The sequence below is a fragment of the Streptomyces lydicus genome (genome assembly GCF_001729485.1).
Lineage (GTDB): Bacteria > Actinomycetota > Actinomycetes > Streptomycetales > Streptomycetaceae > Streptomyces > Streptomyces lydicus_D.
The window spans coordinates 2,776,740-2,801,893 of the sequence record NZ_CP017157.1 but is presented as its reverse complement, the minus strand read 5'-3'; the positions used below and the strand labels follow the sequence as shown (position 1 = coordinate 2,801,893).

Sequence of the window (25,154 nt, the reverse complement as noted above, 5' to 3'; positions counted from 1 at the left end):
TTCAGGAAGCGGTGCTGCCGAACTCGCGCTCCAGCGACGCGATCTGGTTGGAGCCAAGACCCCGGACACGGCGGCTCTCGGAGATGCCGAGCCGCTCCATGATCTGCTTGGCGCGGACCTTGCCGACGCCCGGCAGGGACTCCAGCAGGGCGGAGACCTTCATCTTGCCGATGACGTCGTTCTCCTGGCCCTGCTTGATGACCTCATGGAGGGAGGCACCGGAGTGCTTGAGCCGATTCTTGACCTCGGCGCGCTCCCGGCGAGCCGCGGCGGCCTTCTCGAGCGCGGCTGCGCGCTGTTCAGGGGTAAGGGGCGGAAGAGCCACGCCTACGTCACCTCGGATGTCGAACTGTCGGATACGGACCGGTGTGGAACCTAGTCGCCCCGCACCTGCGGAGCAACGAGCAACGCGCTTACGTGCACTGCTCTCGTCGGAGACTAGCGGCAGAGTGCGCCGGAGTCAGCGAGAACAGACGAAAAGTCCTGGTCAGACTCAGCTGACCAGGACAATTCGGGACCAAACTCCCCGTCTGAAGGCCCTCAGCCGAGCGCGGTCCGCACTTCGTCGGTGAATCGCTCCGCCACCGCGCGCAGCGACGCGGTGTCCGGACCGTGCCGCAGCACCCCCCGGCTGACGCTCGGGACGACGTTGCGCACGCTCTTCCCGAAGACGGTGGGCAGGTCGGCGGGGGTGGCGCCCTGTGCGCCGATGCCGGGGGCGAGCAGCGGACCGTTGATCGCCAGGTCGAACGAGGAGAGATCGCCGAGGGTGGCGCCGACCACCGCGCCGAAGGACCCCAGCGGCCCCTCTCCGGCGTTCTCCTCGGCGAGGTGGCCGAGCATCGTCGCGGCGACCGTCCGGCCGTCCTCGCGCACCGCCCGCTGCACCTCCGCGCCCTCCGGGTTCGAGGTCAGCGCGAGCACGAAGAGCCCGGCACCGCTCTCGCGGGCCAGCTCGACGGCCGGCTTCAGCGAGCCGTAGCCGAGGTACGGGGAGACCGTCAGCGCGTCCGAGAAGAGCGGCGAGTCCTCGCGCAGGAAGGTCTCGGCGTACGCGGCCATGGTCGAGCCGATGTCGCCGCGCTTGGCGTCCATCACGACCAGGGCGCCGCGCTCCCGGGCCTCCACGACCGCGGTCTCCAGTACGGCCAGGCCGCGGGAGCCGAACCGCTCGAAGAACGCGGCCTGTGGCTTGAAGACGGCGACGTGCTCGCCGAGCGCCTCGACGACGGTGCGGGTGAAGCGGGCCAGGCCCGCGACGTCGTCGTTCAGGCCCCAGTCGGCCAGCAGCGAGGCGTGCGGATCGATGCCGACGCAGAGCGGGCCGCGCTCGTCCATGGCACGGCGCAGGCGGGCGCCGAAGGCTTCCAGGGTCATGCGGTCACCTTCTTGTGCTCGGCGCCGACGGCGTCGGCGAGGGTGGCGTACGGGCTGTTGCGCAGGCGGGCGGCGAGTCCCTTGTGGATCGCCCGGCACCAGAACGGGCCCTGGTAGATGAAGGCGCTGTACCCCTGGACGAGGGTGGCGCCGGCCAGGATGCGCTGCCAGGCGTCCTCGGCGTTCTCGATGCCGCCGACCCCGATCAGGGTGATCCGGTCGCCCACGCGGGCGTAGAGGCGGCGCAGCACCTCCAGGGAGCGCTCCTTGAGGGGGGCGCCGGACAGGCCGCCGGTCTCCTTGACGAGCGCCGGGTCGGACGCGAGGCCCAGGCCGTCGCGGGCGATGGTGGTGTTGGTGGCGATGATGCCGTCCAGGCCGAGTTCGACGGCGAGGTCGGCGACCGCGTCGACGTCCTCGTCGGCCAGATCGGGCGCGATCTTGACCAGGAGGGGGACCCGGCGGTCGGTGACCGTACGGTCGGCCGCCTCGCGCACCGCGGTCAGCAGCGGCCGCAGGTGGTCGACGGCCTGGAGGTTGCGCAGGCCGGGGGTGTTCGGGGAGGAGACGTTGACGACGAGGTAGTCGGCGTGCCCGGCCAGCCGCTCGGTGGAGGTGACGTAGTCGCCGACGGCCTCCGACTCGGGGACGACCTTGGTCTTGCCGATGTTGACGCCGAGGGTGGTCGGGAAGACCGGGTTGCGGGCCGCCAGGCGGGCCGCGACGGACGCGGAGCCGTCGTTGTTGAAGCCCATGCGGTTGATCAGCGCGCGGTCCTTGACGAGCCGGAACAGGCGCTTCGGGGGGTTTCCGGGCTGGGCCTGGGCGGTGACCGTGCCGATCTCGACGTGGTCGAAGCCGAGCATGGTCATGCCGTCGATGGCGACCGCGTTCTTGTCGAAGCCGGCGGCGAGCCCGAAGGGACCGTGCATCCGGCGGCCGAACGCCTCGACCCGCAGTTCCTTGTAGCGCGGCGCGAGCGCGGCGGCCAGGAACGTCCGCAGTACGGGGACCCGCGCGGCCCGGCAGATCCAGCCGAAGGCCAGGTGGTGGGCCCGCTCGGGATCCATGCGCGTGAAGAAGAGCCGGAAGAAGAGCTGGTACATGGTGGTGTCCTCATGAGGAGGGGGACACCGTTTCCGGTGTCCCCCTCGTGGGCTGCTAGTCGCGGGCGGCGATCAGGTGTTCCGCGTGTTCCTGGAGTGACCTGACGCCGACGTCGCCGCGGTTCATCGCCTCGATGCCCTGGACGGCGGCCGCGAGGGCCTGGACCGTGGTCAGGCAGGGCACGGAGCGGGCCACCGCCGCGGTGCGGATGTCGTAGCCGTCCAGCCGGCCGCCGGTGCCGTACGGGGTGTTGACGATCAGGTCGACCTGGCCGTCGTGGATGAGCTGGACGATGGTCTTCTCGCCGTTCGGGCCCTCGCCCTCGGACTGCTTGCGCACCACGGTGGCGTTGATGCCGTTGCGGCGCAGCACCTCGGCGGTGCCGGAGGTGGCGAGCAGCTCGAAGCCGTGCGCGACCAGCTCACGGGCCGGGAAGATCATCGAGCGCTTGTCCCGGTTGGCGACGGAGACGAAGGCACGGCCCTTGGTGGGCAGCGCCCCGTAGGCGCCGGACTGCGACTTGGCGTAGGCGGTGCCGAAGACCGAGTCGATGCCCATGACCTCGCCGGTGGAGCGCATCTCCGGGCCGAGGACGGTGTCCACGCCGCGGCCGGAGGCGTCGCGGAAGCGCGACCAGGGCATCACGGCTTCCTTGACCGAGATCGGCGCGTCCAGCGGCAGCGTGCCGCCGTCGCCGGTCTTCGGCAGCATGCCCTCGGCGCGCAGCTCGGCGACGGTGGCGCCCAGCGAGATCCGCGCCGCGGCCTTGGCCAGCGGCACCGCGGTGGCCTTCGAGGTGAAGGGCACCGTGCGGGAGGCGCGCGGGTTGGCCTCCAGGACGTAGAGGATGTCCCCGGCCATCGCGAACTGGATGTTGATCAGTCCGCGGACGCCGACGCCCTTGGCGATGGCCTCGGTGGAGGCGCGCAGCCGCTTGATGTCGAAGCCGCCGAGGGTGATCGGGGGCAGCGCGCAGGCGGAGTCGCCGGAGTGGATGCCGGCCTCCTCGATGTGCTCCATGACGCCGCCGAGGTAGAGCTCGTGGCCGTCGTAGAGCGCGTCGACGTCGATCTCTATGGCGTCGTCGAGGAAGCGGTCGATGAGGACCGGGTGGCGGTCGATGAGGCCGGCGTGGCGGGTGAGGTACTCACCGAGCGAGGGCTCGTCGTAGACGATCTCCATGCCGCGGCCGCCGAGCACGTACGACGGGCGCACCATGACCGGGTAACCGATCTCGGTGGCGATCCGCTTGGCCTCGTCGAAGGAGAAGGCGGTGCCGTACTTGGGGGCCGGCAGGCCGGCCTCGGTCAGCACCCGGCCGAAGGCGCCGCGCTCCTCGGCGAGGTCGATGGCCTCGGGCGAGGTGCCGACGATCGGCACGCCGTTGTCCTTGAGCGCCTGCGCCAGGCCCAGCGGGGTCTGCCCGCCGAGCTGGACGATGACGCCGGCGACCGGGCCGGCCTGGGTCTCGGCGTGCACGATCTCCAGCACGTCTTCCAGCGTCAGCGGCTCGAAGTACAGGCGGTCGGAGGTGTCGTAGTCCGTCGAGACGGTCTCCGGGTTGCAGTTGACCATCACGGTCTCGTAGCCGGCGTCGCTGAGCGCGAACGAGGCGTGGACGCAGGAGTAGTCGAACTCGATGCCCTGGCCGATGCGGTTGGGGCCGGAGCCGAGGATGATCACGGCCGGCTTCTCGCGCGGCGCGACCTCGGTCTCCTCGTCGTAGGAGGAGTAGAAGTACGGCGTCTTCGCGGCGAACTCGGCGGCGCAGGTGTCGACCGTCTTGTAGACGGGGCGGACGCCGAGCGCGTGCCGAACCTCGCGGACGACGTCCTCCCGCAGACCGCGGATCGCCGCGATCTGGGCGTCGGAGAAGCCGTAGCGCTTTGCTTCCGCAAGGATCTCCGGGCCGAGCTTGTCGGCACCGGCGATCTCGTCGGCGATCTCCTTGACGAGGAAGAGCTGGTCGACGAACCAGGGGTCGATCTTCGTGGCGTCGAAGACCTCCTGCGGGGTCGCGCCCGCGCGGATCGCCGCCATGACCGTGTTGATCCGGCCGTCGGTGGGGACCTGGGCCTTCTCCAGCAGCGCGGCCTTGTCACCGGGCTCGGTGACGAAGTCGAACTGGCTGCCCTTCTTCTCCAGCGAGCGCAGCGCCTTGTTGAGCGCCTCGGGGAAGTTGCGGCCGATCGCCATGGCCTCGCCGACCGACTTCATGGTGGTGGTCAGCGTGGCGTCGGCGGCCGGGAACTTCTCGAAGGCGAACCGCGGCACCTTGACGACGACGTAGTCGAGCGTCGGCTCGAAGGAGGCCGGGGTCTGCTCGGTGATGTCGTTCGGGATCTCGTCGAGGGTGTAACCGACGGCGAGCCGGGCGGCGATCTTCGCGATCGGGAAGCCGGTGGCCTTGGAGGCCAGCGCCGAGGAGCGCGAGACCCGGGGGTTCATCTCGATGACGATGACCCGGCCGTCCTCGGGGTTGACCGCGAACTGGATGTTGCAGCCGCCGGTGTCCACGCCGACCTCGCGGATGACCGCGATGCCGACGTCGCGCAGGATCTGGTACTCGCGGTCGGTGAGCGTCATGGCCGGCGCGACGGTGATCGAGTCGCCGGTGTGCACGCCCATCGGGTCGAAGTTCTCGATGGAGCAGACGACCACGACGTTGTCGTTCTTGTCGCGCATCAGCTCCAGCTCGTACTCCTTCCAGCCGAGGATGGACTCCTCCAGGAGCACCTCGGTGGTCGGGGAGAGCGTCAGGCCCTGGCCGGCGATCCGGCGCAGCTCCTCCTCGTCGTGCGCGAAGCCGGAGCCGGCGCCGCCCATGGTGAAGGAGGGGCGGACGACGACGGGGTAGCCGCCGAGCTCGTCGACGCCCGCGAGGACGTCCTCCATGGAGTGGCAGATGACCGAGCGGGCGGACTCACCGTGGCCGATCTTCTGGCGGACGGCCTCGACGACCTCCTTGAAGAGGTCCCGGTCCTCACCCTTGTTGATGGCCTCGACGTTGGCGCCGATCAGTTCGACGCCGTACTTGTCGAGGGTGCCGGCCTCGTGCAGCGAGATGGCCGTGTTCAGGGCCGTCTGGCCGCCGAGGGTCGGCAGGAGCGCGTCCGGGCGCTCCTTGGCGATGATCTTCTCGACGAACTCGGGGGTGATCGGCTCGACGTACGTCGCGTCGGCGATCTCCGGGTCGGTCATGATCGTCGCCGGGTTGGAGTTGACCAGGATGACGCGCAGGCCCTCGGACTTGAGGACCCGGCACGCCTGGGTACCGGAGTAGTCGAACTCGGCGGCCTGGCCGATGACGATCGGGCCGGAGCCGATGACCAGGACGGACTGGATATCGGTGCGCTTAGGCACGCTGGCCCTCCAGGGAAACGCTGTGCTGGTTGTCGTCGCCCATGAGCGCGACGAAGCGGTCGAAGAGGTACGCGGCGTCGTGCGGACCCGCGGCGGCCTCGGGGTGGTACTGGACGCTGAAGGCCGGCTGGTCGAGCAGCTGGAGGCCCTCCACCACGTTGTCATTGAGGCAGACGTGGGAGACCTCGGCGCGGCCGAAGGGGGTGTCGGAAACCTTGTCGAGCGGGGCGTCGACGGCGAATCCGTGGTTGTGCGCGGTGACCTCGACCTTGCCGGTCGTACGGTCCTGCACCGGCTGGTTGATGCCGCGGTGGCCGTACTTGAGCTTGTAGGTGCCGAAGCCCAGCGCGCGGCCCAGGATCTGGTTGCCGAAGCAGATGCCGAACAGCGGCGTCCTGCGCTCCAGCACTCCGCGCATGACGGAGACGGGGTGGTCGGCGGTGGCCGGGTCGCCCGGTCCGTTGGAGAAGAACACGCCGTCCGGCTCGACCGCGTAGACGTCCTCGACGGTGGCCGTGGCGGGCAGCACGTGCACCTCGATGCCGCGCTCGGCCATGCGGTGCGGGGTCATGCCCTTGATGCCCAGGTCGATCGCGGCGACGGTGAACTTCTTCTCGCCGATCGCCGGGACGACGTACGCCTCCTTGGTGGCGACCTGCGCCGAGAGGTCGGCGCCCTTCATCTCCGGGGCCTGGCGCACCTTGGCGAGCATGGTGCCCGCGTCGGGCAGCGCGTCGCCGGAGAAGATGCCGACCCGCATGGCGCCGCGCTCGCGCAGGTGGCGGGTGAGCGCCCGGGTGTCCACGCCGCTGATGCCGACGATGCCCTGGGCGACCAGCTCGTCGTCGAGGGAGCGCACCGAGCGCCAGTTGGACGGGATGCGGGCGGGGTCGCGGACGACGTAGCCGGCGACCCAGATCCGCTGCGACTCGGGGTCCTCGTCGTTCACACCGGTGTTGCCGATGTGCGGGGCGGTCATCACGACGACCTGGCGGTGGTACGAGGGGTCGGTCAGCGTCTCCTGGTAGCCGGTCATGCCGGTGGAGAACACCGCTTCGCCGAAGGTCTCCCCCACGGCCCCGTAGGCACGGCCGTGGAAGGTACGGCCGTCCTCCAGGACGAGTACGGCGGGGATCCCCCTTGTGCCGTGGGCGGTACCCCTGGTGGAGGTCGTCATCGTGCGCCTTCCGTTTCGGTGTGCTCGGTGGTGGTCGTGGTGTGGGTGGTGCTGAGGGTGTTGAGGGCCTCGACCCAGGCGGCGTGGTCGGCGGCCCGGTCGGAGCGGAAGCCGGAGTCGATCTCCCGGTCCCCGTGCCGCCAGGTGACGATCAGCAGGCCGCCCTCGGTGAGGACCTTGCCGGCGATGCCCTTGTCGAGGCGGGCGCCGCGCAGTGCGGCGGCCGGCACGAAGAAGCTCGTGGCGCCCGGCCGCACGACGTCCAGGCCCTGGTCGGTCAGGGTCAGCTCGACGCGGCTGCGGGTGCCCAGGCCGCGGGCGACGATGCGGTCGAGCCACTGCCCGGCGGTGGTGGAGCCGTGGTAGCGGCCGCTGAGCGTGAGCCGGGGCTCGCCCGCGTCGGCGGGCGTTCCGGGCAGCTCGGGCAGGTCGCCCTGGAGCGTGCCGCGCCACTTCCAGCCCTGACGCATCAGCCAGTAGACGAAGGCGACGAAGACCAGCAGGCCGACGACCCAGCCGATCCGTGCGGCCCAGTCGGTGACCGGCGCGGACTTCTGCGCCTCGGCCAGGTGGATGAGTGAAGGAGTCACGCGAGCTTCCCGTCGACGAGCGTTGCCCGGCCCCGCAGGAAGGTGTGGGTCACACGCCCCGGCAGCTCACGGCCCTCGTAGGGGGTGTTGCGGCTGCGGGAGGCGAAGCCCGCGGGGTCCACCTCTCCACGGTAAGCGGAATCGACCAGCGTGAGGTTGGCGGGCTCACCAGCCGAGACGGGGCGGCCGTGGCCCTGCGCCCGGCCGATCCGCGCCGGCGCGAAGGACATCCGGTCGGCGACGTCCGCCCAGGTCAGCAGGCCCGTCTCGACCATCGTCTGCTGGACGACCGACAGCGCGGTCTCCAGGCCCACCATGCCCATGGCGGCCGCGGCCCACTCGCAGTCCTTGTCCTCGTGCGGGTGCGGGGCGTGGTCGGTGGCGACGATGTCGATCGTGCCGTCGGCGAGGGCCTCGCGCAGCGCCATGACGTCGCGCTCGGTCCGCAGCGGCGGGTTGACCTTGTAGACCGGGTTGTACGTGCGCACCATCTCGTCGGTGAGGAGCAGGTGGTGCGGGGTGACCTCGGCCGTGACGTCGATGCCGCGGGACTTGGCCCAGCGCACGATCTCGACGCTGCCGGCGGTCGACAGGTGGCAGATGTGCACCCGCGAGCCGACGTGCTCGGCGAGCAGCACGTCCCGGGCGATGATCGACTCCTCGGCGACGGCCGGCCAGCCGCCGAGCCCGAGCTCCGCCGAGACGATGCCCTCGTTCATCTGGGCGCCCTCGGTCAGCCGCGGCTCCTGGGCGTGCTGCGCGACGACGCCGCCGAACGCCTTCACGTACTCCAGGGCCCGGCGCATGATCACGGCGTCGTCCACGCACTTGCCGTCGTCCGAGAAGACGGTGACGCCGGCGGCGGACTCGTGCATGGCGCCCAGCTCGGCGAGCTTCTTGCCCTCCAGGCCGACGGTGACGGCACCGATGGGCTGCACGTCGCAGTAGCCGTGCTCCTGGCCGAGCCGGTAGACCTGCTCGACGACGCCGGCGGTGTCGGCCACCGGGAAGGTGTTGGCCATGGCGAACACCGCGGTGTAGCCGCCGCTGGCGGCGGCCCGGGTGCCGGTGAGGACGGTCTCGGAGTCCTCGCGGCCGGGCTCGCGCAGGTGGGTGTGCAGGTCGACCAGGCCGGGCAGCAGGATCTTGCCGCCGGCTTCGACGACGCTCGCGTCACCGGCGTCGATACCGGTGCCGACCCGGGCGATCGTCTCACCGTCGATCAGGACCTCCTGCGGCTCCCCGCCGAGCACCTTCGCACCGCGGATAAGGATCTTGCTCATGGTTCTTACTTCTCCTCGGTACGGGATCAAGAGGCGGGCGCGGAGCGCGTCGTGCGGGTGGCGGCGGGCGACGGGTGGGCGACGGCCGGCTCGTTGCCGCCCAGGAGCAGGTAGAGGACGGCCATGCGGACGGACACACCGTTGGCCACCTGCTCGATGACCGTGCAGCGGTCGGAGTCGGCGACCTCGGCGGTGATCTCCATGCCGCGGACCATCGGGCCGGGGTGCATCACGAGGGCGTGCTCGGGCATCCGCGCCATCCGCTCGCCGTCCAGGCCGTAGCGGCGCGAGTACTCGCGCTCGGTCGGGAAGAAGGCGGCGTTCATCCGCTCGCGCTGCACCCGCAGCATCATCACGGCGTCGGACTTCGGCAGCACGCTGTCCAGGTCGTACGACACCTCGCAGGGCCAGGTCTCGACGCCGACCGGCACCAGGGTGGGCGGGGCGACGAGGGTCACCTCGGCGCCCAGCGTGTGCAGCAGGTCGACGTTGGAGCGCGCGACCCGGCTGTGCAGCACGTCGCCGACGAGGGTGATCCGCCGGCCGGCGAGGTCCTGGCCGAGCCCGGCGTCCGGACCGATGAGCCGGCGGCGCATGGTGAAGGCGTCCAGCAGGGCCTGGGTGGGGTGCTGGTGCGTGCCGTCGCCGGCGTTGATGACGGGGGCGTCGATCCAGCCGGAGTTGGCGAGCCGGTAGGGGGCGCCGGAGGCGCCGTGCCGGATGACGACGGCGTCGACGCCCATGGCCTCCAGGGTCTGGGCGGTGTCCTTCAGGGACTCGCCCTTGGAGACGCTGGAGCCCTTGGCGGCGAAGTTGATCACGTCCGCGGAGAGCCGCTTCTCGGCGGCTTCGAAGGAGATGCGGGTCCGGGTCGAGTCCTCGAAGAAGAGGTTGCAGACGGTGCGTCCGCGCAGGGTCGGGAGCTTCTTGATCGGCCGGTCCGCTACCCGGGCCATCTCCTCGGCGGTGTCGAGGATCAGCACGGCGTCGTCGCGGGTGAGGTCGGCGGCCGAGATGAGGTGACGCTTCATCCGGTTTTCTCCGTGGGTGAAGGAGGTGTACGGGTATGTCCGTTGAGCGGGCATGCCTGCGGGCCCGGGTTCACCGGGTCCGTGTGCGGTGCGCTAGCGCTCGCCGGCCGGGGCGGCTTCCTTTGCGCCGAGCAGCACGGCGTCCCGGCCGTCCTCCTCGGTGAGCTGGACCTTGACCGTCTCCCGCAGCGACGTCGGGAGGTTCTTGCCTACGTAGTCGGCACGGATCGGCAGCTCGCGGTGGCCGCGGTCGACGAGGACCGCGAGCTGGACGGCGCGCGGCCGGCCGATGTCGCCCAGGGCGTCCAGCGCGGCGCGGATCGTACGGCCGGAGAAGAGGACGTCGTCGACGAGCAGGACGAGCCGGCCCTCGATGCCGTCGGCGGGGATCTCCGTGCGGGCCAGCGCGCGGGCCGGGCCCAGGCGCAGGTCGTCGCGGTACATCGTGATGTCGAGCGAGCCGACCGGCACGGCCCGGCCGGTGATCTCCTCCAGCTTGGCGGCCAGCCGCCGGGCGAGGAAGACACCGCGGGTGGGGATCCCCAGGAGCACCACGTCGTCCGCGCCCTTGGCGCGCTCGACGATCTCGTGGGCGATGCGCGTCAGCATGCGCGCCATGTCCGGGCCTTCGAGCACCGGGCGCGCGGCGAGCCTGACTCCCGCGTCGGAACTGTTTGCGTCCATACGAAACGGACCTCCTTCTCCGCCTCACGGGACGGACCTTAAAGGACGTCGGAATTACGCAGTCAGGTTAGCAGGAGGCCCTCCAGGACCGGTTCGCACCCCTGACGGGTGAGGGTCTGACCCATTCCGCTTGACGAAGTCAGATTACGCTGCGTAACCTCACAGTGAGTTACCAGCCCGCGGCTGAGCCGCATTTCGACACAGCGTCCGGGGAGCCTTATGTCCAGCGAATACGCCAAACAGCTCGGGGCCAAACTCCGCGCCATCCGCACCCAGCAGGGCCTTTCCCTCCACGGCGTCGAGGAGAAGTCCCAGGGCCGCTGGAAGGCCGTGGTGGTGGGATCGTACGAGCGCGGCGACCGTGCCGTGACCGTGCAGCGCCTCGCCGAGCTGGCGGACTTCTACGGCGTTCCGGTGCAGGAGCTGCTGCCGGGCACGACGCCCGGCGGCGCGGCCGAGCCCCCGCCGAAGCTGGTGCTCGACCTGGAGCGCCTGGCCCACGTCCCGCAGGAGAAGGCCGGCCCGCTGCAGCGCTACGCCGCCACGATCCAGAGCCAGCGCGGCGACTACAACGGCAAGGTGCTCTCGATCCGCCAGGACGACCTGCGCACCCTCGCCGTGATCTACGACCAGTCGCCCTCGGTGCTGACCGAGCAGCTGATCAGCTGGGGTGTGCTGGACGCCGACGCCCGCCGCGCGGTGTCGCACGAGGAGATCTGACCCCTCCAGCACCTGCAGAAACGTACCGCCGCCCCGGGAATCCGGGGCGGCGGTTTGTGTCTGCCCCGCTTTCCCCCCGTCCACCCGCGATCCCCGCCCCTTCCGTCGCGCGCGCCGGTACCGCGTGCCGTGCACCGGCGCGTACGCCACCGTGCACGCCGCTGTGTGCGCCGTCACGCGCCCGCGGGCACGCCTGGGGCACCGATCACCCTTCCGCGCCCTCCGGCGGCGTTCTGAGGGCATACGAAGGGCCCGGAGCAATCCCCTTGCTCCGGGCCCTTTCGGTTCGCTCTGCCGACCGCCTACGCCTCGCGGCGCAGGCCCGGCTTCAGCTCCTTGAGCCGGCCGAGGAGGCCGTTGACGAAGGCCGGCGAGTCGTCCGTGGAGAACTCCTTGGCGAGCTGAACGGCTTCGTCGATCGCCACCGCGTCCGGCGTCTCGTCCATCCACAGCAGCTCGAAGGCGCCCAGACGCAGGATGGAGCGGTCGGCCGCCGGCATCCGGTCCAGGTCCCAGTCGACCGAGTAGGTGGAGATGAGCTCGTCGATACGGGCGATGTGGTCCGCGTACCCCTCGACCAACTGCAGGGTGTACTCGTTCACCGGCGGCTGCCGGGGGTCGGTCCGGGCGTGACGCATCCAGTCCGCGAGCACGGACTGCACGTCGGCACCGCGCTGATCGGCCTCGAAGAGGATCTGGAAGGCGCGCTTACGGGCCTTGGTGCGGGCAGCCACGGTTAGCTGTTCACCCGGCCGAGGTAGTCGCTCGTGCGGGTGTCGACCTTGATCTTCTCACCGGTGGTGATGAAGAGCGGCACCTGGATCTGGTGGCCGGTCTCCAGCGTGGCCGGCTTGGTGCCACCGGTGGAGCGGTCACCCTGGACGCCCGGCTCGGTCTCCTGGACGACCAGCTCGACGGCGGCCGGCAGCTCGACGTAGAGCACCTCGCCCTCGTGCTGCGCGACGACGGCCTCGAAGCCCTCGATGAGGAAGTTGGCGGCGTCACCGACGGACTTGCGGTCGACGTGCAGCTGGTCGTAGGTGTCCATATCCATGAAGACGAAGTACTCGCCGTCCATGTACGAGAACTGCATCCCACGCTTGTCGACAGTGGCCGTCTCGACCTTCACACCGGCGTTGAAGGTCTTGTCCACCACCTTGCCGGACAGCACGTTCTTGAGCTTGGTGCGGACGAAGGCCGGGCCCTTGCCGGGCTTGACGTGCTGGAACTCGACGACGGACCAGAGCTGGCCGCCTTCGAGCTTGAGCACCATGCCGTTCTTGAGGTCGTTCGTGGATGCCACGGTTGCGGAATCTCCTGGACTGCAGGTGGTGGAACCGGGGAGCGACGCCCACCGAGCCGCTCCGGCTCAGAGTGCGAGCAGCTCCTTGGTCGTGATCGTGAGTAGCTCGGGCCCGCCGTCCGCCTCGGGGCGGACGACGAGTGTGTCGTCGATCCGGACACCCCCACGGCCCGGGATGTGAACCCCCGGCTCGACGGTGACCGGCACGCAAGCGTCCAGTTTACCCATGGCGGACGGGGACAACTGAGGGTCCTCGTCGATTTCGAGTCCCACGCCGTGCCCGGTCCACGGGCCGAGCCGCTCGCCGTAGCCCGCCGCGTCGAGCACATGGCGCGTCACCCGGTCCACCTCGCGGCACTCGACGCCCGGTGCGAGCGCCTCCCGCCCGGCCCGCTGGGCTGCGAAAACGAGATCGTACAGCTCGATCTGCCAGTCCGAGGGCGTGGTGCCGATGACGAAGGTCCGGCCGATCTCACAGCGGTAGCCGCGGTAGTTGGCGCCCAGGCCCACGCTCAGGAAATCGCCCTCCTCCACCCGCCGGTCGGTGGGCAGATGGCCGGGGCGGCCGGCGTTCGGGCCGGTCGCGACGGAGGTGGGGAAGGCCGGGCCGTCCGCGCCGTGGTCCACCAGCCGGCGCTCCAGTTCGAGCGCGAGATGCCGCTCGGTACGGCCCACGAGAATCGATTCCAGCAGCTCACCCAGCGCCTGGTCGGCGATCTCCGCGGCGATCCGCAGACAGGCGATCTCGTCGTCGTCCTTGACCAGCCGCTGCGCCTCGACCGCGCACGCCATGTCGGTCAGCCGCAGCCGGGGCGCGACCTGGGTGAGCGCCCGGTGCCGGGTGACGGTGAGGTGGTGCTCCTCGACGGCCAGGGTGTCGGCACCGGCCGTCGCGGCCAGGTCGGCGCCGGCCACGACCGGGTCGCCGCCGCGGGCCGGCAGCACCGCGACCCGTACGTCGTCGACCGGCCGCCCCTCGCTCGGGTCACCGCTCAGCGGGCCGCCGCACAGCAGCACGTCGTCGGTCGGACCCAGCAGCAGGGCGGCGCCCGGTGGTGCGCAGCCGGTGAGGTAGCGCACGTTCGCGGGGCGCGAGATCAGGGCTGCGGCACTTCCGGTTGCGGCGCAGCGGTCGCGCAGCCGCGTGCGTCGGGCCGCGTACAACTCGGACATATCACGAGCGTACGGCGGCTCCCCCGGGGCGGCCGGTCGAGCGCCGCCGCCCGGGGGACCGCCGGGCGGCCGGGGCTCTACCAGCTCGGCGGGCTGGCCAGGGAGCGGGCCACGACGTCGTCGAGGACCCGGACGGTCGTCGCGACGTCGTGCTGGGAGTTGTCGATGATCGGCAGGCCGGAGCCGTACCAGCCGGCCATCCGACCGTGGATCCGGGCGACCTCTTCGTCGGAGAGCCGGCGGTTCCCGCTGCGCCGGGCGTTGCGCTCCAGGACGATCTCCAGGCCCGGCAGCAGCACGATCGGCAGCAGGCCGGGGCCCACATGGCGCTTCCAGCCGCCGAGCCCGACGACCGGGCGGTCCGGGAAGACGGCGTCGTCGAGGATGCAGGAGATGCCGTTGGCCAGGAAGTTGCGGGCCGCGAAGCCGCAGGTGCGGCGGGCGAGGCGGTACTGCGCCTCGGAGTGGTCGTTCCAGCCGGACTGCGGATCGGCGAAGCCGGACCGGACCCATTCGCGGACGTCGTCGAGGCTGATGTGCGCGGTCGGCACCCGCCGGGTGTCGGCCCAGTGGCGGGCGACGCTGGTCTTGCCGGCGCCGGCCGGGCCGATCAGCAGCACCGCGACGGCCGCCTGCGAGGCGTCCGGTGCGGCGGTGTCGGCCGGCGGGCTGGGCAGGGCCACCGGCGCGCCCGGGGGCAGCTGGATGTGGCCGGTGATGTCCGTGGTGCTGTGGCCGCCGGCCGGGGCCTGCTGGGGTGCGGGCCCGTGCCAGCCCTGCCCGGGTGCGGGCTGCTGCGCCGGCGGGGCGGCGGGGGCCGGTGGCGGGCCGGACGGTGCCGGCGGGGTGGGCCCCGGGTTGGGCGTCCAGTGCATGGCAGCCCCGGCTCCCGATGCCTGCCCGTTGGGCGGCAGCGGGGCCCCCACTGCGTACTGCATCCGGTGGCTCTCCGTCTCGTGCGGTCGACGTGGTGCGCGGCGCCGGGCGTGGCTGCCCGGTGCGTCGTGCGGCAACCCACCGGCCCCGGGGGGCCGTTGTGCCCCATGGCCGCCGTCGTGGGTGGTACCGGTGCGAACGGTACCCTCCCGGACGCGGCCCGGGAGGGTCACTACCCGCGGCGGCCACCACCTGAACGGCCGGCGGCGGGGCCGAAGTGCCCCGCGGGGGCCGTCAGTTGTCCAGTTCCTCGGCCAGCGCGCGGAGGGCGAGACGGTAGGAGCCGATGCCGAAGCCGGCGACCGTACCGCTGGCGACGGCCGCGATGACCGAATTGTGGCGGAACTGCTCCCGGGCATACGGGTTGGAGATGTGCACTTCGATCAGGGGGGCGGTGCGCTGGGCGGCCGCGTCCCTCATGCCGTACGAGTAGTGCGTGAAAGCGCCGGGGTTGATGACGACCGGGATCGAGCCGTCGGCGGCCTCGTGCAGCCAGCGGATCATCTCGCCCTCGTCGTTGGTCTCCCGGACCTCGGCCGCGAACCCGAGCTCCTTGCCGAGCCGGGTGCACTCCTCGACCAGCCCGGCGTAGGAGGTGGCACCGTAGACGTCCGGCTCACGGGAGCCCAGCCGGCCGAGGTTGGGGCCGTTGAGGACGAGTACCCGGCGGGGCTTGCCGGTCATGCCGCTCACGCTGCGATCTCGGCGTGTGCGGCGAGCAGCATGGCCGGATCCGGACCCTCCAGGACGGTCGGCTTGGCCAGGCCGTCCAGGACGATGAAGCGCAGCCGGTCGCCGCGGGACTTCTTGTCGACCTTCATCGTCTCCAGCAGCTTGGGCCACTGGTCGCCGCGGTAGGTCAGCGGCAGCCCGACGGACGCGAGGACGGTGCGGTGCCGGTCGGCGGTGGCGTCGTCCAGGCGGCCGGCGATCCGGCCGAGTTCGGCGGCGAAGACCATGCCGACGGAGACCGCCGCGCCGTGCCGCCAGTTGTAACGCTCGTTCTTCTCGATGGCGTGCGCCAGGGTGTGGCCGTAGTTGAGGATCTCCCGCAGGCCGGACTCCTTGAGGTCCGCGGAGACCACCTCGGCCTTGACCCGGATGGCCCGCTCGATCAGTTCGGCGGTGTGCGCGCCGTCCGGGCGCTTGGCGGCCTCCGGGTCCGACTCGATGAGGTCGAGGATCGCCGGGTCGGCGATGAAGCCCGCCTTGATGATCTCGGCCAGGCCGGAGACGTAGTCGTGCACCGGCAGGCTGTCGAGCGCGGCCAGGTCGCAGAGCACACCGGCCGGCGGGTGGAAGGCGCCGACGAGGTTCTTGCCCTCGGCGGTGTTGATGCCCGTCTTGCCGCCCACCGCCGCGTCGACCATGCCGAGGACCGTGGTCGGCACCGCGATCCAGCGCACCCCGCGCAGCCAGGTCGCGGCGACGAACCCGGCCAGGTCGGTGGTGGCGCCGCCACCGACGCCGACGATCACATCGCTGCGGGTGAAGCCGGACTGCCCCAGCGCCTTCCAGCAGTACGCGGCGACCTCGGCGGTCTTGGACTCCTCGGCGTTCGGCAGCTGGATGGCGATCGCCTCGTAGCCCTGCGAGGCGAGGTCCTCGCGCAGCGCCTCGCCGGTGGCGGCCAGCGCCTCCGGATGCAGCACGGCGACGCGCTTGGCGCCCTGGCCGATCAGGCCGGGGAGTTCGCCGAGCAGCTGCCGTCCGACGAGCACCTCGTACGGGTCGGTGCCCGCCGTGCCGCCGACCTGGATCCGGGTGGGCTGCTCCGTCATGCCTGTTCCTCCCTGTGGGCGGCCCGCGGGGCGTCTCCCGCGGCCGTCCGTAGCTCCAAAGCGTCCATGATCGCCTCGGTGACCTGGCCGGGGGTGCGCTCCCCGGTGGCGATCACGGCGCGCGCGACCTCGGTGTACAGCGGCCGCCGCTTCTCCATCAGCTCGCGCCACTGCTTGCGCGGGTTGACGGCCAGCAGCGGGCGGGGCGCGTCCAGGCCCACCCGCTTGACGGCGTCGGCGAGTTCGACGTCGAGGAAGACCACCGGCAGGCCGGTCAGCAGCTTGCGGGTGCCGTCGTCCATGATCGCGCCGCCGCCGAGCGAGAGCACGCCCGGATGGCGCTCCACCGCCTCGCGCACCGCCGCGCGCTCCAGCTCACGGAAGTGCGGTTCGCCCTCGTCGATGAAGATCTCGGCGATCGGCCGGCCCGCCGTGGCGACGATGTCGGCATCGGTGTCGCGGTAGCCGACGCCGAGCCGCTCGGCCAGCAGCGCGCCCACCGTCGACTTGCCGGCGCCGGGCGGGCCGATCAGCACGACGACCGGCGACGTCATTTGATCGCCAGGTTGTCGAGGAAGCTCCGCACGTTGCGGCGGGTCTCGGGCACGCTGTCGCCGCCGAACTTCTCCACCACCGCGTCGGCGAGCACCAGGGCCACCATGGCCTCGGCGACGATGCCGGCCGCCGGGACCGCGCAGACGTCCGAGCGCTGGTGGTGCGCCTTGGCCGCCTCGCCGGTGCTCACGTCGACCGTCGCCAGCGCCCGCGGCACCGTCGCGATCGGCTTCATCGCGGCCCGCACCCGCAGCAGCTCGCCGGTGGTCAGACCGCCCTCGGTGCCGCCGGAACGGCCCGAGCTGCGCCGGATGCCGTCGTCGGTGGCGAGGATCTCGTCGTGCGCCTGGGAGCCGGGTACCCGCGCCAGGTCGAAACCGTCACCGACCTCGACACCCTTGATCGCCTGGATGCCCATGAGGGCGGCGGCCAGCCGGGCGTCGAGACGGCGGTCCCAGTGGACGTGCGAGCCGAGGCCCACCGGCACGCCGTAGGCCAGCACCTCGACGACACCGCCCAGGGTGTCGCCGTCCTTGTGGGCCTGGTCGATCTCCGCGACCATCGCCTTGCTCGCGTCCGCGTCCAGGCAGCGCACCGGGTCGGCGTCCAGCTTCGCCACGTCGGACGGCTTCGGGTAGACGCCGTACGGCGCCTTGGCCGCGGCCAGCTCGACGACGTGCGAGACGATCTCGATGCCGGCCGTCTCCTTGAGGAACGAGCGGGCCACCGCACCCAGCGCCACCCGCGCCGCGGTCTCCCGCGCCGAGGCGCGCTCCAGGATCGGGCGGGCCTCGTCGAAGCCGTACTTCTGCATGCCGGCGAGGTCGGCGTGACCGGGGCGGGGGCGGGTCAGCGGCGCGTTACGGGCCAGCGCGGCGAGCTCCTCCGCGTCCACCGGGTCGGCCGCCATCACCTGCTCCCACTTGGGCCACTCGGTGTTGCCGACCATGATCGCCACGGGCGAGCCCAGCGACAGACCGTGCCGCACACCGCCGAGGAAGGTGATCTCGTCCTGCTCGAACTTCATCCGGGCACCGCGGCCGTAGCCCAGCCGGCGCCGTGCCAGCGCGTCCGCCACCAGCTCAGTGGTGATCGGGACCCCGGCCGGAAGGCCCTCCAGCGTCGCCACGAGTGCGGGGCCGTGCGACTCCCCCGCCGTCAGCCAGCGCAACCTGCTCAACGGTGCTCCTCATGTACTGCTCATCCGCGTACGGTCTCCCCCTGATCCTCCCACGTCGCACCGGAGGGGCGGCGCGCAGTCCAGGAAGCGGACCCGGCGGCGGGGTCCCCGGGCCGCGGGGGCCGGGGCCACGGCGCCGGGGGCGGTGGCGGCCGGCGGTCAGCGGGCGGCGAGCGCCGCCTCCCCGGCCCGGCGCATCGCGGCCAGCGGGGCCGGCGCGCGGCCGGTCATCTGCTCCACCTGGAGCACGGCCTGGTGCACGAGCAGGTCGAGGCCGCCGACCACCGCGCCACCGCGGTCCGCCCAGGCAGCGGCGAGCGCCGTCGGCCAGGGCTCGTAGAGGACGTCGAAGAGCGTGCCGGGCCGGTCGGGCACCGCGCCGGCGAGCGCGTCGGTGGTGCCCGCCGGGGTGGTGGCGACGACCAGCGGGGCGGCGAAGGCTTCGGCGGCGTCCTCCCAGGGAGCGGTGCGCACCGTGACGCCGAGCCGCTCGCCCCAGCCGCGCATCTCGGCGGCCCGCGTCTCGCTCCGGACGTACGCGGTGACCTCGCCGGTGCAGATACGGGAGAGCGCGGCGAGCGCCGAGGAGGCGGTGGCACCCGCCCCCAGCACACTGGCGCGCTCGACCTGCCGCACGCCGCGCTCACGCAGCGCGGCGATCATGCCGGGAATGTCGGTGTTGTCGCCGAGGCGCCGCCCGTCGGCGGTGAACACGACGGTGTTCACCGCCTCCACCGACGACGCGGTCGGCGTGATCTCGTCGAGCAGCGGGATCACCGCGCGCTTGAGCGGCATGGTCAGCGAGAGCCCCGCCCAGGCGGGACCGAGCTTCTCCATGAACCCGGGCAACGCGGCCTCATCCACCTCGAAGCGGTCATAGGTCCAGTCGGCCAGGCCCAGTTCCGCGTAGGCGGCGCGGTGCAGCACCGGGGAGAGCGAGTGCGCGATGGGGGATCCGAGAACCGCGGCGCGACGTGTGGGACTCATTGCTCGGCTTTTCCGTGTTCCTTCAGGTAAATGCGGCGGTTCCGCTCGTGCTCTTCGTTGGTCGCGGCGAACAGCGTCTTTTCCGGGCTGATCGAGACGAAGTAGTACCAGTTGCCCGGGGCCGGGTGAATCGCCGAATTGATCGCCACTTCGCCCGGGTTTCCGATCGGCCCCGGGGGCAGACCCTTGAACTTGTAGGTGTTGTAGGGGTCGTTGAAATGCCGCAGATCGTCGACGGACCCGGTGTCCAGGGTGCTGCGGGACTTGGCGTAGTTCACCGTCGAGTCGAAGTCGAGCAGCCCGTAGGTCTCGGTGTTGTTCGGCTTGAGGCGGTTGTAGACGACGCGTGCGACCTTGACGAAGTCGTGTTTGTACTTGCCCTCGGCCTGCGTGAGGCTGGCGACGGTGAGCAGCTGCAGCGGCGACTGGAGGTTGAGCTTGCGGGCATTACCTTCCAGGTCGTACTTCTCGTAGACCTGGTTGGCCCGCGCGACCATCTGCTTGAGGACCGCGGCCGGCTTCGCCTTCTCGCCCACGCTGTACGTGGAGGGGTAGAGGAACCCCTCCAGCGGGTCTTTTATCTTGCCGTTGTCGTCGGCCCAGGAGGGCAGGCCGAGGTTCTTGACCTCGTGTTCGGCGACGCCCTTGGTCGTGCCCGCCTTGAGCTTGAGCTTTTTGTCGATGAGCGCGTAGACGTCTTTGGCCCGCAGACCCTCGCGGATCGTCAGACCGTTGCGGCTCTTCGGGTCCAGCATCAGTTCCATGGCCGAGGCGGCCGACATGTGCTTGCGCAGGGAGTAAGTCCCCGGCTGCAGCAGCCCGGACTTCTTGTTGTCGCCCGCTGCCTCGCTGAACGCGCCGGCGCTCTTGATCACGCCGTTCTTGGCGAGGATCTGCCCCATTTCCGAAATGGGTGAGCCATCCGGAATGTCGACCTGGACCGCGCCCGAGCCCTCGCCCTCGTAGTCGGGGGCCGAGCCGAAGTGGGCCATGAAGAAGTCGTAGCCGAAGTAGCCGACGGCGCCGACCGCGCCGGCGAACATCAGGGTCGCGACCAGGCAGGTCGTCCCGCTGCGCCGCTTGTTCTTCTTGCCGTTGCGCTTGCCGCGCCGCTCGCGCGGCTCGTCGTCGGGGCCGGGGTGGTCGTCGTCCTCGTCGTCGGCGAAGAAGGCGTGCCCCGACTCCGGGTCCCGCGGCGACTCCGGCTCGGCCCGCCAGTCGTCGGCGGGGTCCTCGTACGGCGGCTCGACGGGCTGCTCGTACTGGTGCGGCGGGTACTGCTGCTGAGGCGCCATCTGCTGCGGGTGCGGCGCCACCTGCTGCGGGTGCGGCGCCACCTGCTGCTGCATGTGCTGCTGGTGATGCGGCTGCTGCTGATAGCCGCCCTGATGCCCGTAGGGGTCCTGGCCCGCGCCGGCATAAGGATCGGCCTGCGGCTGGGGCTGCCCGTAGGGGTCGTACGGGTCGTACGGGAACTGCCCCGTCTGGGAACCGTCCCAGCCCCCGTTGTACTGCTGCTGCGGATGCTGCTGGGGATGCTGCTGGGGGTCTCTGTACTGCTGAGGGGCGGGCTGCTGCGGGGCGGGCTGCTGCCCGCCCCACTGGGGCTGCTGCGCCTGGCCCCCGTAGGAACCCTGGTCTCCGTAGAGCGGGTCCTCGGGATGCCACGGTTCGGAGCCGTAGCCCCGGCCATACTCGGTCATCGATCCCCTAGAGCCGAGAGGCGGTGCGCTCCGGCCTGGCAGCGCGCTTGCTGTACGGATCCGCCTCTACTTGCACGTGCGGCTGTTCGAACCGCCGCCGCATCGCGCGGCACGTTACCGTATCGCGATCAGATGACCACTTCGACGCCCTCGCCCGGAGGTTCCCCGGAGACGCGTTCGGTCTCCAGCGCGCTCTGCAGGATGACCACCGCGGCGGCCTGGTCGACCACCGAACGGCCCTTCTTGCCCCGCACCCCCGAGGCCCGCAGGCCCTGGGTCGCGGTGACCGTCGACATCCGCTCGTCGACCAGCCGGACCCCTACGGGTGCGATGTTCCTCGCCAGCTCCTGGGCGAAGGCCCGGACCTTGGCCGCGGCCGGCCCCTCTCCCCCACTGAGGGAGCGGGGCAGGCCGACCACGACTTCCAGCGGCTCGTACTCGTCGACGATCGCCTTGAGCCGGCGGTGCGCTGACGGGACGTCACGTCCCGGCACGGTCTCGACCGGGGTGGCGAGGACCCCGTCGGGGTCGCACGAGGCGACCCCGATACGGGCGTCCCCGACATCCACCGCGAGACGCCGGCCGCGTCGCATCTCACTCACGCGCGTCAGGCCGCCTCGGCCACGAGGCGCTCCACGGCCTCGATGGCCTCGGGCACCGCGGCGGGGTTCTGACCGCCGCCCTGGGCGACGTCCGGCTTGCCGCCGCCTCCGCCACCGAGCGTCTTCGCGGCCGTACGGACCAGGTCACCGGCCTTGACGCCGCGCTCACGGACGGCCTCGTTGGTGGCGATGACGGTCACCGGGCGGCCGTTGGCGACCGAGAAGAGGGCCACGACGGCGGGGCGGCCGCCCTGGATCCGGCCGCGGACGTCGAGGACCAGCTTGCGCAGGTCGTCGGCGGAGGTGCCGTCCGGGACCTGGGCGGCGACCAGCGCCACCCCGCGGACGTCCTTGGCGCCCTCGGCCAGCCCGGCGGCGGCCTGCAGCACCTTCTCGGCGCGGAACTTCTCGATCTCCTTCTCGGCGTCCTTCAGCTTGGCCAGGACACCGGAGATCTTCTCCGGCAGCTCCTCCGGGCGTCCCTTGACCAGCTCGGTGAGCTGGGAGACGACCGTGTGCTCGCGGGCGAGGAACCGGTAGGCGTCGACGCCGACCAGGGCCTCGACACGGCGGACGCCGGAGCCGATGGAGGACTCGCCGAGCAGCTTCACCAGACCCAGCTGGGCGGTGTTGTGGACGTGCGTGCCGCCGCACAGCTCCTTGGAGAAGTCGCCGATGGTGACCACGCGGACCCGGTCGCCGTACTTCTCGCCGAACTCGGCGATGGCGCCCTGCTTCTTGGCCTCGTCCATGCTCATGACCTCGGCATGCACGTCGAGCTCGCGGGCGAGCACGTCGTTGATCTTCTGCTCGACGTCGGTGAGCACCGTGCCCGGCACCGCGGTCGGCGAGCCGAAGTCGAAGCGGAAGCGGCCCGGGGAGTTCTCCGAACCGGCCTGGGCGGCCGTCGGGCCGAGCGCGTCGCGCAGCGCCTGGTGGGTGAGGTGGGTGGCGCTGTGGGCGCGGGCGATGGCCCGGCGGCGGGTGACGTCGATGGTGGCGTACGCGGTGGAGCCGAGCACCACCTCACCGACCTGGACGACGCCCTTGTGGACCGTGACGCCGGGCACCGGCTGCTGGACGTCGCGGACCTCGACGACGGCGCCGGAGTCCAGCTTGATCCGGCCGGTGTCGGCGAGCTGGCCGCCGCCCTCGGCGTAGAAGGGGGTGCGGTCCAGGACGACCTCGACCTCGTCGCCCTCGTGGGCGGCGGGCGCCGGAACGCCGTTGACCAGCAGGCCGACCACGCTGGACTCGCCCTCGGTGGCGCTGTAGCCGGTGAATTCGGTGGCGCCGGACTTGTCGGCGACCTCGCGGTAGGCCGACAGGTCGGCGTGGCCGCTCTTCTTGGCCTGGGCGTCGGCCTTGGCGCGCTCCCGCTGCTCCTTCATCAGGCGGCGGAAGCCGTCCTCGTCCACCGACAGGCCCTGCTCGGCGGCCATTTCGAGGGTGAGGTCGATCGGGAAGCCCCAGGTGTCGTGGAGCAGGAACGCCTTGTCGCCGGGCAGGACCGTGGAGCCGGTGGCCTTGGTGTCGGTGACGGCGGTGTCGAGGATGTTGGTGCCGGCCTTCAGCGTCTTGAGGAAGGCGGCCTCCTCGGCGAGCGCGACGGTCTCGATGCGCCGGCGGTCCTCGATCAGCTCCGGGTACTGCTGGCCCATGGTCTTGATGACCACGTCCAGCAGCTCGCCGACGACCGGGCCGGTGGCGCCGAGCAGGCGCATGTTGCGGATGGCACGGCGCATGATGCGGCGCAGGACGTAGCCGCGACCCTCGTTGCCGGGCGTGACGCCGTCGCCGATGAGCATCGTGGACGTACGGATGTGGTCGGCGACCACGCGCAGCGAGACGTCGCTGTCGTGCGCGGCGCCGTAGCGGACGCCGGTCAGCTCGGTGGCCTTGTCGATGACGACGCGCAGGGTGTCGGTCTCGTACATGTTCTGCACGCCCTGCAGGATCATCGCCAGGCGCTCGAGGCCGAGTCCGGTGTCGATGTTCTTGCTGGGCAGCTCACCGAGGATCTCGAAGTCCTCCTTGCCGGTGCCCGCGCCGCGCTCGTACTGCATGAAGACCAGGTTCCAGATCTCCACGTACCGCTCGTCGTTGACGGCCGGGCCGCCCTCGACGCCGAACTCGGGGCCGCGGTCGTAGTTGATCTCGGAGCACGGGCCGCAGGGGCCCGGGACGCCCATGGACCAGTAGTTCTCCTTCTTGCCCAGGCGCTGGATGCGCTCCTTGGGCACGCCGATGACCTCGTGCCAGATGCGCTCGGCCTCGTCGTCGTCGAGGTAGACGGTGATCCAGAGCTTCTCCGGGTCGAGGCCGTAGCCACCGTCGGCCTGCGAGCCGGTCAGCAGCTCCCAGGCGTACTTGATGGCGCCTTCCTTGAAGTAGTCGCCGAAGGAGAAGTTGCCGCACATCTGGAAGAACGTGCCGTGCCGGGTGGTCTTGCCGACCTCTTCGATGTCCGGCGTGCGGACGCACTTCTGAACGCTGGTGGCGGTCTTGTACGGCGGCTTGACCTCGCCGAGGAAGAGCGGCTTGAAGGGGACCATGCCCGCGTTGACGAGCAGCAGCGTCGGGTCGTCCGCGATGAGTGACGCCGACGGCACGACGGTGTGCCCGCGCTCCTCGAAGAAGCGCAGCCAGCGGCGGCGGATTTCAGCCGACTCCATCAGTGGTCCTCTTTTCCAGTCGGTCCGGTCAGACCGTGCGGTCCGGTTGTTCTGGTGATGCGGTACTGCGGTTCGAGCACCGCGCGGCGCGGTGCGGGCAGCTCGCGCGGCTCGGCCGGCGTGCTCAGGCCGAGGGCGTCGTGCAGCTGTTCCTCACGGTCCGCCATTCCGGCGCGTACGTCCAATGCAAATTGACGCAGCCGGTGTCCGGTCTCGACGGCCTTGTCCGCGGCCTGTGCGGCGAGGCTGTCGGGCTGCAGCTTGCGCAGCTTTCGGTGGACCTTGTTGGTGGCCCACACCCCGGCGGCGGCGCCGGTGGTGAACCAGAATGCACGGCGGAACATCGCGGTGATCAGTCCTTGGAACGGCGGTTGCGGCGCCCGCCGCGGCGGGCGCCGGGCAGGGTACGGCCGACGACGGTGCGCTTCGGCTCGGGTTCGCCCTTCTTGCCGATCGCGCGGCGCACGCCGTAGCCGAACGCGGCCACCTTGACCAGCGGTCCGCCGAAGGCGGAGGAGACGGTCGAGGAGAGCGCGGAGGCGTTGGCGGTGACCTCCTGGACGTCGGCGGCGATGGCGTCGACGCGGGCCAGCTGCGTGTGCGCGGAGCGGACGGTCGCGGACGCGTCGGCGAGCAGCGGGACGGCCTGATCGGACACCTCGGCCACCATCTTGGTGGTCGCCTTCAGCGTCTGCGCGAGCCTCACCAGCACGAGGGCGAGGAACGACACGAGGATCGCCCAGAAGACGGCCACGAGGATCCCGGCCACCTCTCCACCGGACACGTTGGCACCACTCTCCGACTGGTTCGGTCTTCTCTCGTCCTGCTCGAACGGCAACCTTGACCTTATCGCGCCGTGACTGTCCGTCCGTACCCCGTTCCCGGTGCCACGCGGGGAACAGGAACGGCACCGGGCGGCGTGATTGT

The 25,154-nt window shown here is 71.3% G+C and carries 24 protein-coding genes; 1 reads left to right on the top strand and 23 read right to left on the bottom strand.

Annotated features, from left to right (window positions below; genetic code table 11):
- Position 1: 1 nt before the first annotated feature.
- From SL103_RS12135 to pyrR, 9 genes are all read right to left on the bottom strand, one after another.
- Positions 2-325, bottom strand: a complete 324-nt coding sequence (locus SL103_RS12135; RefSeq protein ID WP_006607450.1) for an integration host factor — start codon at positions 323-325, stop codon at positions 2-4.
- A gap of 215 nt (positions 326-540) precedes the next feature.
- Entirely contained in the window at positions 541-1,377 is an 837-nt protein-coding gene (pyrF, locus tag SL103_RS12130) for an orotidine-5'-phosphate decarboxylase (protein WP_069568864.1), read from the bottom strand.
- The gene (locus SL103_RS12125) at positions 1,374-2,483 is read right to left on the bottom strand and encodes a quinone-dependent dihydroorotate dehydrogenase (protein WP_069568863.1); all 1,110 of its coding nucleotides are present in this window, start codon (positions 2,481-2,483) and stop codon (positions 1,374-1,376) included. Before SL103_RS12125 ends, pyrF begins: the two co-directional genes overlap by 4 nt.
- A gap of 55 nt (positions 2,484-2,538) precedes the next feature.
- Positions 2,539-5,847 (bottom strand): carbamoyl-phosphate synthase large subunit, encoded by a 3,309-nt coding sequence (carB, locus tag SL103_RS12120; RefSeq protein ID WP_069568862.1) that lies wholly within the window; start codon positions 5,845-5,847, stop codon positions 2,539-2,541.
- Complete coding sequence (gene carA, locus SL103_RS12115) at positions 5,840-7,024, bottom strand: glutamine-hydrolyzing carbamoyl-phosphate synthase small subunit (RefSeq protein ID WP_069568861.1); 1,185 nt, start codon at positions 7,022-7,024, stop codon at positions 5,840-5,842. The genes carB and carA overlap by 8 nt, the downstream gene beginning before the upstream one ends.
- Positions 7,021-7,614: a hypothetical protein gene (locus SL103_RS12110; RefSeq protein ID WP_069568860.1), complete on the bottom strand. Its 594-nt coding sequence runs from the start codon at positions 7,612-7,614 to the stop codon at positions 7,021-7,023. The genes carA and SL103_RS12110 overlap by 4 nt, the downstream gene beginning before the upstream one ends.
- Positions 7,611-8,897: a dihydroorotase gene (locus tag SL103_RS12105; RefSeq protein WP_069568859.1), complete on the bottom strand. Its 1,287-nt coding sequence runs from the start codon at positions 8,895-8,897 to the stop codon at positions 7,611-7,613. The genes SL103_RS12110 and SL103_RS12105 overlap by 4 nt, the downstream gene beginning before the upstream one ends.
- A 26-nt stretch (positions 8,898-8,923) precedes the next feature.
- Positions 8,924-9,928 (bottom strand): aspartate carbamoyltransferase catalytic subunit, encoded by a 1,005-nt coding sequence (locus tag SL103_RS12100; RefSeq protein WP_069568858.1) that lies wholly within the window; start codon positions 9,926-9,928, stop codon positions 8,924-8,926.
- Between the two features lie 93 nt (positions 9,929-10,021).
- Positions 10,022-10,612, bottom strand: a complete 591-nt coding sequence (pyrR, locus tag SL103_RS12095; RefSeq protein ID WP_069568857.1) for a bifunctional pyr operon transcriptional regulator/uracil phosphoribosyltransferase PyrR — start codon at positions 10,610-10,612, stop codon at positions 10,022-10,024.
- Positions 10,613-10,831: 219 nt separating this feature from the next.
- Between pyrR and bldD the strand changes: the two genes are divergently transcribed.
- Complete coding sequence (bldD, locus tag SL103_RS12090; protein ID WP_030412006.1) at positions 10,832-11,332, top strand: transcriptional regulator BldD; 501 nt, start codon at positions 10,832-10,834, stop codon at positions 11,330-11,332.
- 302 nt (positions 11,333-11,634) lie between these two features.
- Here the strand turns inward: bldD and nusB are convergent, their stop codons facing one another.
- The 14 genes from nusB to SL103_RS12020 form a co-directional block, all read right to left on the bottom strand.
- The gene (gene nusB, locus SL103_RS12085) at positions 11,635-12,066 is read right to left on the bottom strand and encodes a transcription antitermination factor NusB (RefSeq protein WP_069568856.1); all 432 of its coding nucleotides are present in this window, start codon (positions 12,064-12,066) and stop codon (positions 11,635-11,637) included.
- A gap of 2 nt (positions 12,067-12,068) precedes the next feature.
- A complete protein-coding gene (gene efp / locus SL103_RS12080; protein ID WP_069568855.1) occupies positions 12,069-12,635 on the bottom strand; it encodes an elongation factor P in 567 nt (188 codons plus the stop codon).
- A 66-nt stretch (positions 12,636-12,701) separates the two neighbouring features.
- A complete protein-coding gene (locus tag SL103_RS12075) occupies positions 12,702-13,808 on the bottom strand; it encodes an aminopeptidase P family protein (RefSeq protein ID WP_069568854.1) in 1,107 nt (368 codons plus the stop codon).
- A 77-nt stretch (positions 13,809-13,885) separates the two neighbouring features.
- A complete protein-coding gene (locus SL103_RS12070; protein ID WP_069568853.1) occupies positions 13,886-14,746 on the bottom strand; it encodes a Pro-rich N-terminal domain-containing protein in 861 nt (286 codons plus the stop codon).
- A 232-nt stretch (positions 14,747-14,978) separates the two neighbouring features.
- Positions 14,979-15,428, bottom strand: coding sequence for a type II 3-dehydroquinate dehydratase (gene aroQ / locus SL103_RS12065; RefSeq protein WP_069568852.1), 450 nt, complete (start codon positions 15,426-15,428; stop codon positions 14,979-14,981).
- 5 nt (positions 15,429-15,433) lie between these two features.
- Positions 15,434-16,525, bottom strand: a complete 1,092-nt coding sequence (gene aroB / locus SL103_RS12060) for a 3-dehydroquinate synthase (protein ID WP_069568851.1) — start codon at positions 16,523-16,525, stop codon at positions 15,434-15,436.
- The gene (locus SL103_RS12055) at positions 16,522-17,079 is read right to left on the bottom strand and encodes a shikimate kinase (RefSeq protein ID WP_069568850.1); all 558 of its coding nucleotides are present in this window, start codon (positions 17,077-17,079) and stop codon (positions 16,522-16,524) included. The genes aroB and SL103_RS12055 overlap by 4 nt, the downstream gene beginning before the upstream one ends.
- A complete protein-coding gene (aroC, locus tag SL103_RS12050) occupies positions 17,076-18,260 on the bottom strand; it encodes a chorismate synthase (RefSeq protein ID WP_069568849.1) in 1,185 nt (394 codons plus the stop codon). Before aroC ends, SL103_RS12055 begins: the two co-directional genes overlap by 4 nt.
- Before the next feature lie 159 nt (positions 18,261-18,419).
- On the bottom strand, positions 18,420-19,247 hold the full coding sequence (locus tag SL103_RS12045) for a shikimate dehydrogenase (RefSeq protein WP_069568848.1): 828 nt from the start codon (positions 19,245-19,247) through the stop codon (positions 18,420-18,422).
- Positions 19,244-20,950, bottom strand: coding sequence for an endolytic transglycosylase MltG (gene mltG, locus SL103_RS12040; RefSeq protein WP_069568847.1), 1,707 nt, complete (start codon positions 20,948-20,950; stop codon positions 19,244-19,246). The genes SL103_RS12045 and mltG overlap by 4 nt, the downstream gene beginning before the upstream one ends.
- Before the next feature lie 128 nt (positions 20,951-21,078).
- Positions 21,079-21,543, bottom strand: coding sequence for a Holliday junction resolvase RuvX (gene ruvX, locus SL103_RS12035; RefSeq protein WP_069568846.1), 465 nt, complete (start codon positions 21,541-21,543; stop codon positions 21,079-21,081).
- A 14-nt stretch (positions 21,544-21,557) separates the two neighbouring features.
- The gene (gene alaS / locus SL103_RS12030) at positions 21,558-24,227 is read right to left on the bottom strand and encodes an alanine--tRNA ligase (protein WP_069568845.1); all 2,670 of its coding nucleotides are present in this window, start codon (positions 24,225-24,227) and stop codon (positions 21,558-21,560) included.
- A complete protein-coding gene (locus tag SL103_RS12025; protein WP_033267839.1) occupies positions 24,227-24,571 on the bottom strand; it encodes a DUF6167 family protein in 345 nt (114 codons plus the stop codon). Before SL103_RS12025 ends, alaS begins: the two co-directional genes overlap by 1 nt.
- Before the next feature lie 8 nt (positions 24,572-24,579).
- Positions 24,580-25,011, bottom strand: a complete 432-nt coding sequence (locus tag SL103_RS12020; RefSeq protein WP_228332406.1) for a DUF948 domain-containing protein — start codon at positions 25,009-25,011, stop codon at positions 24,580-24,582.
- Between the last annotated feature and the right edge of the window lie 143 nt (positions 25,012-25,154).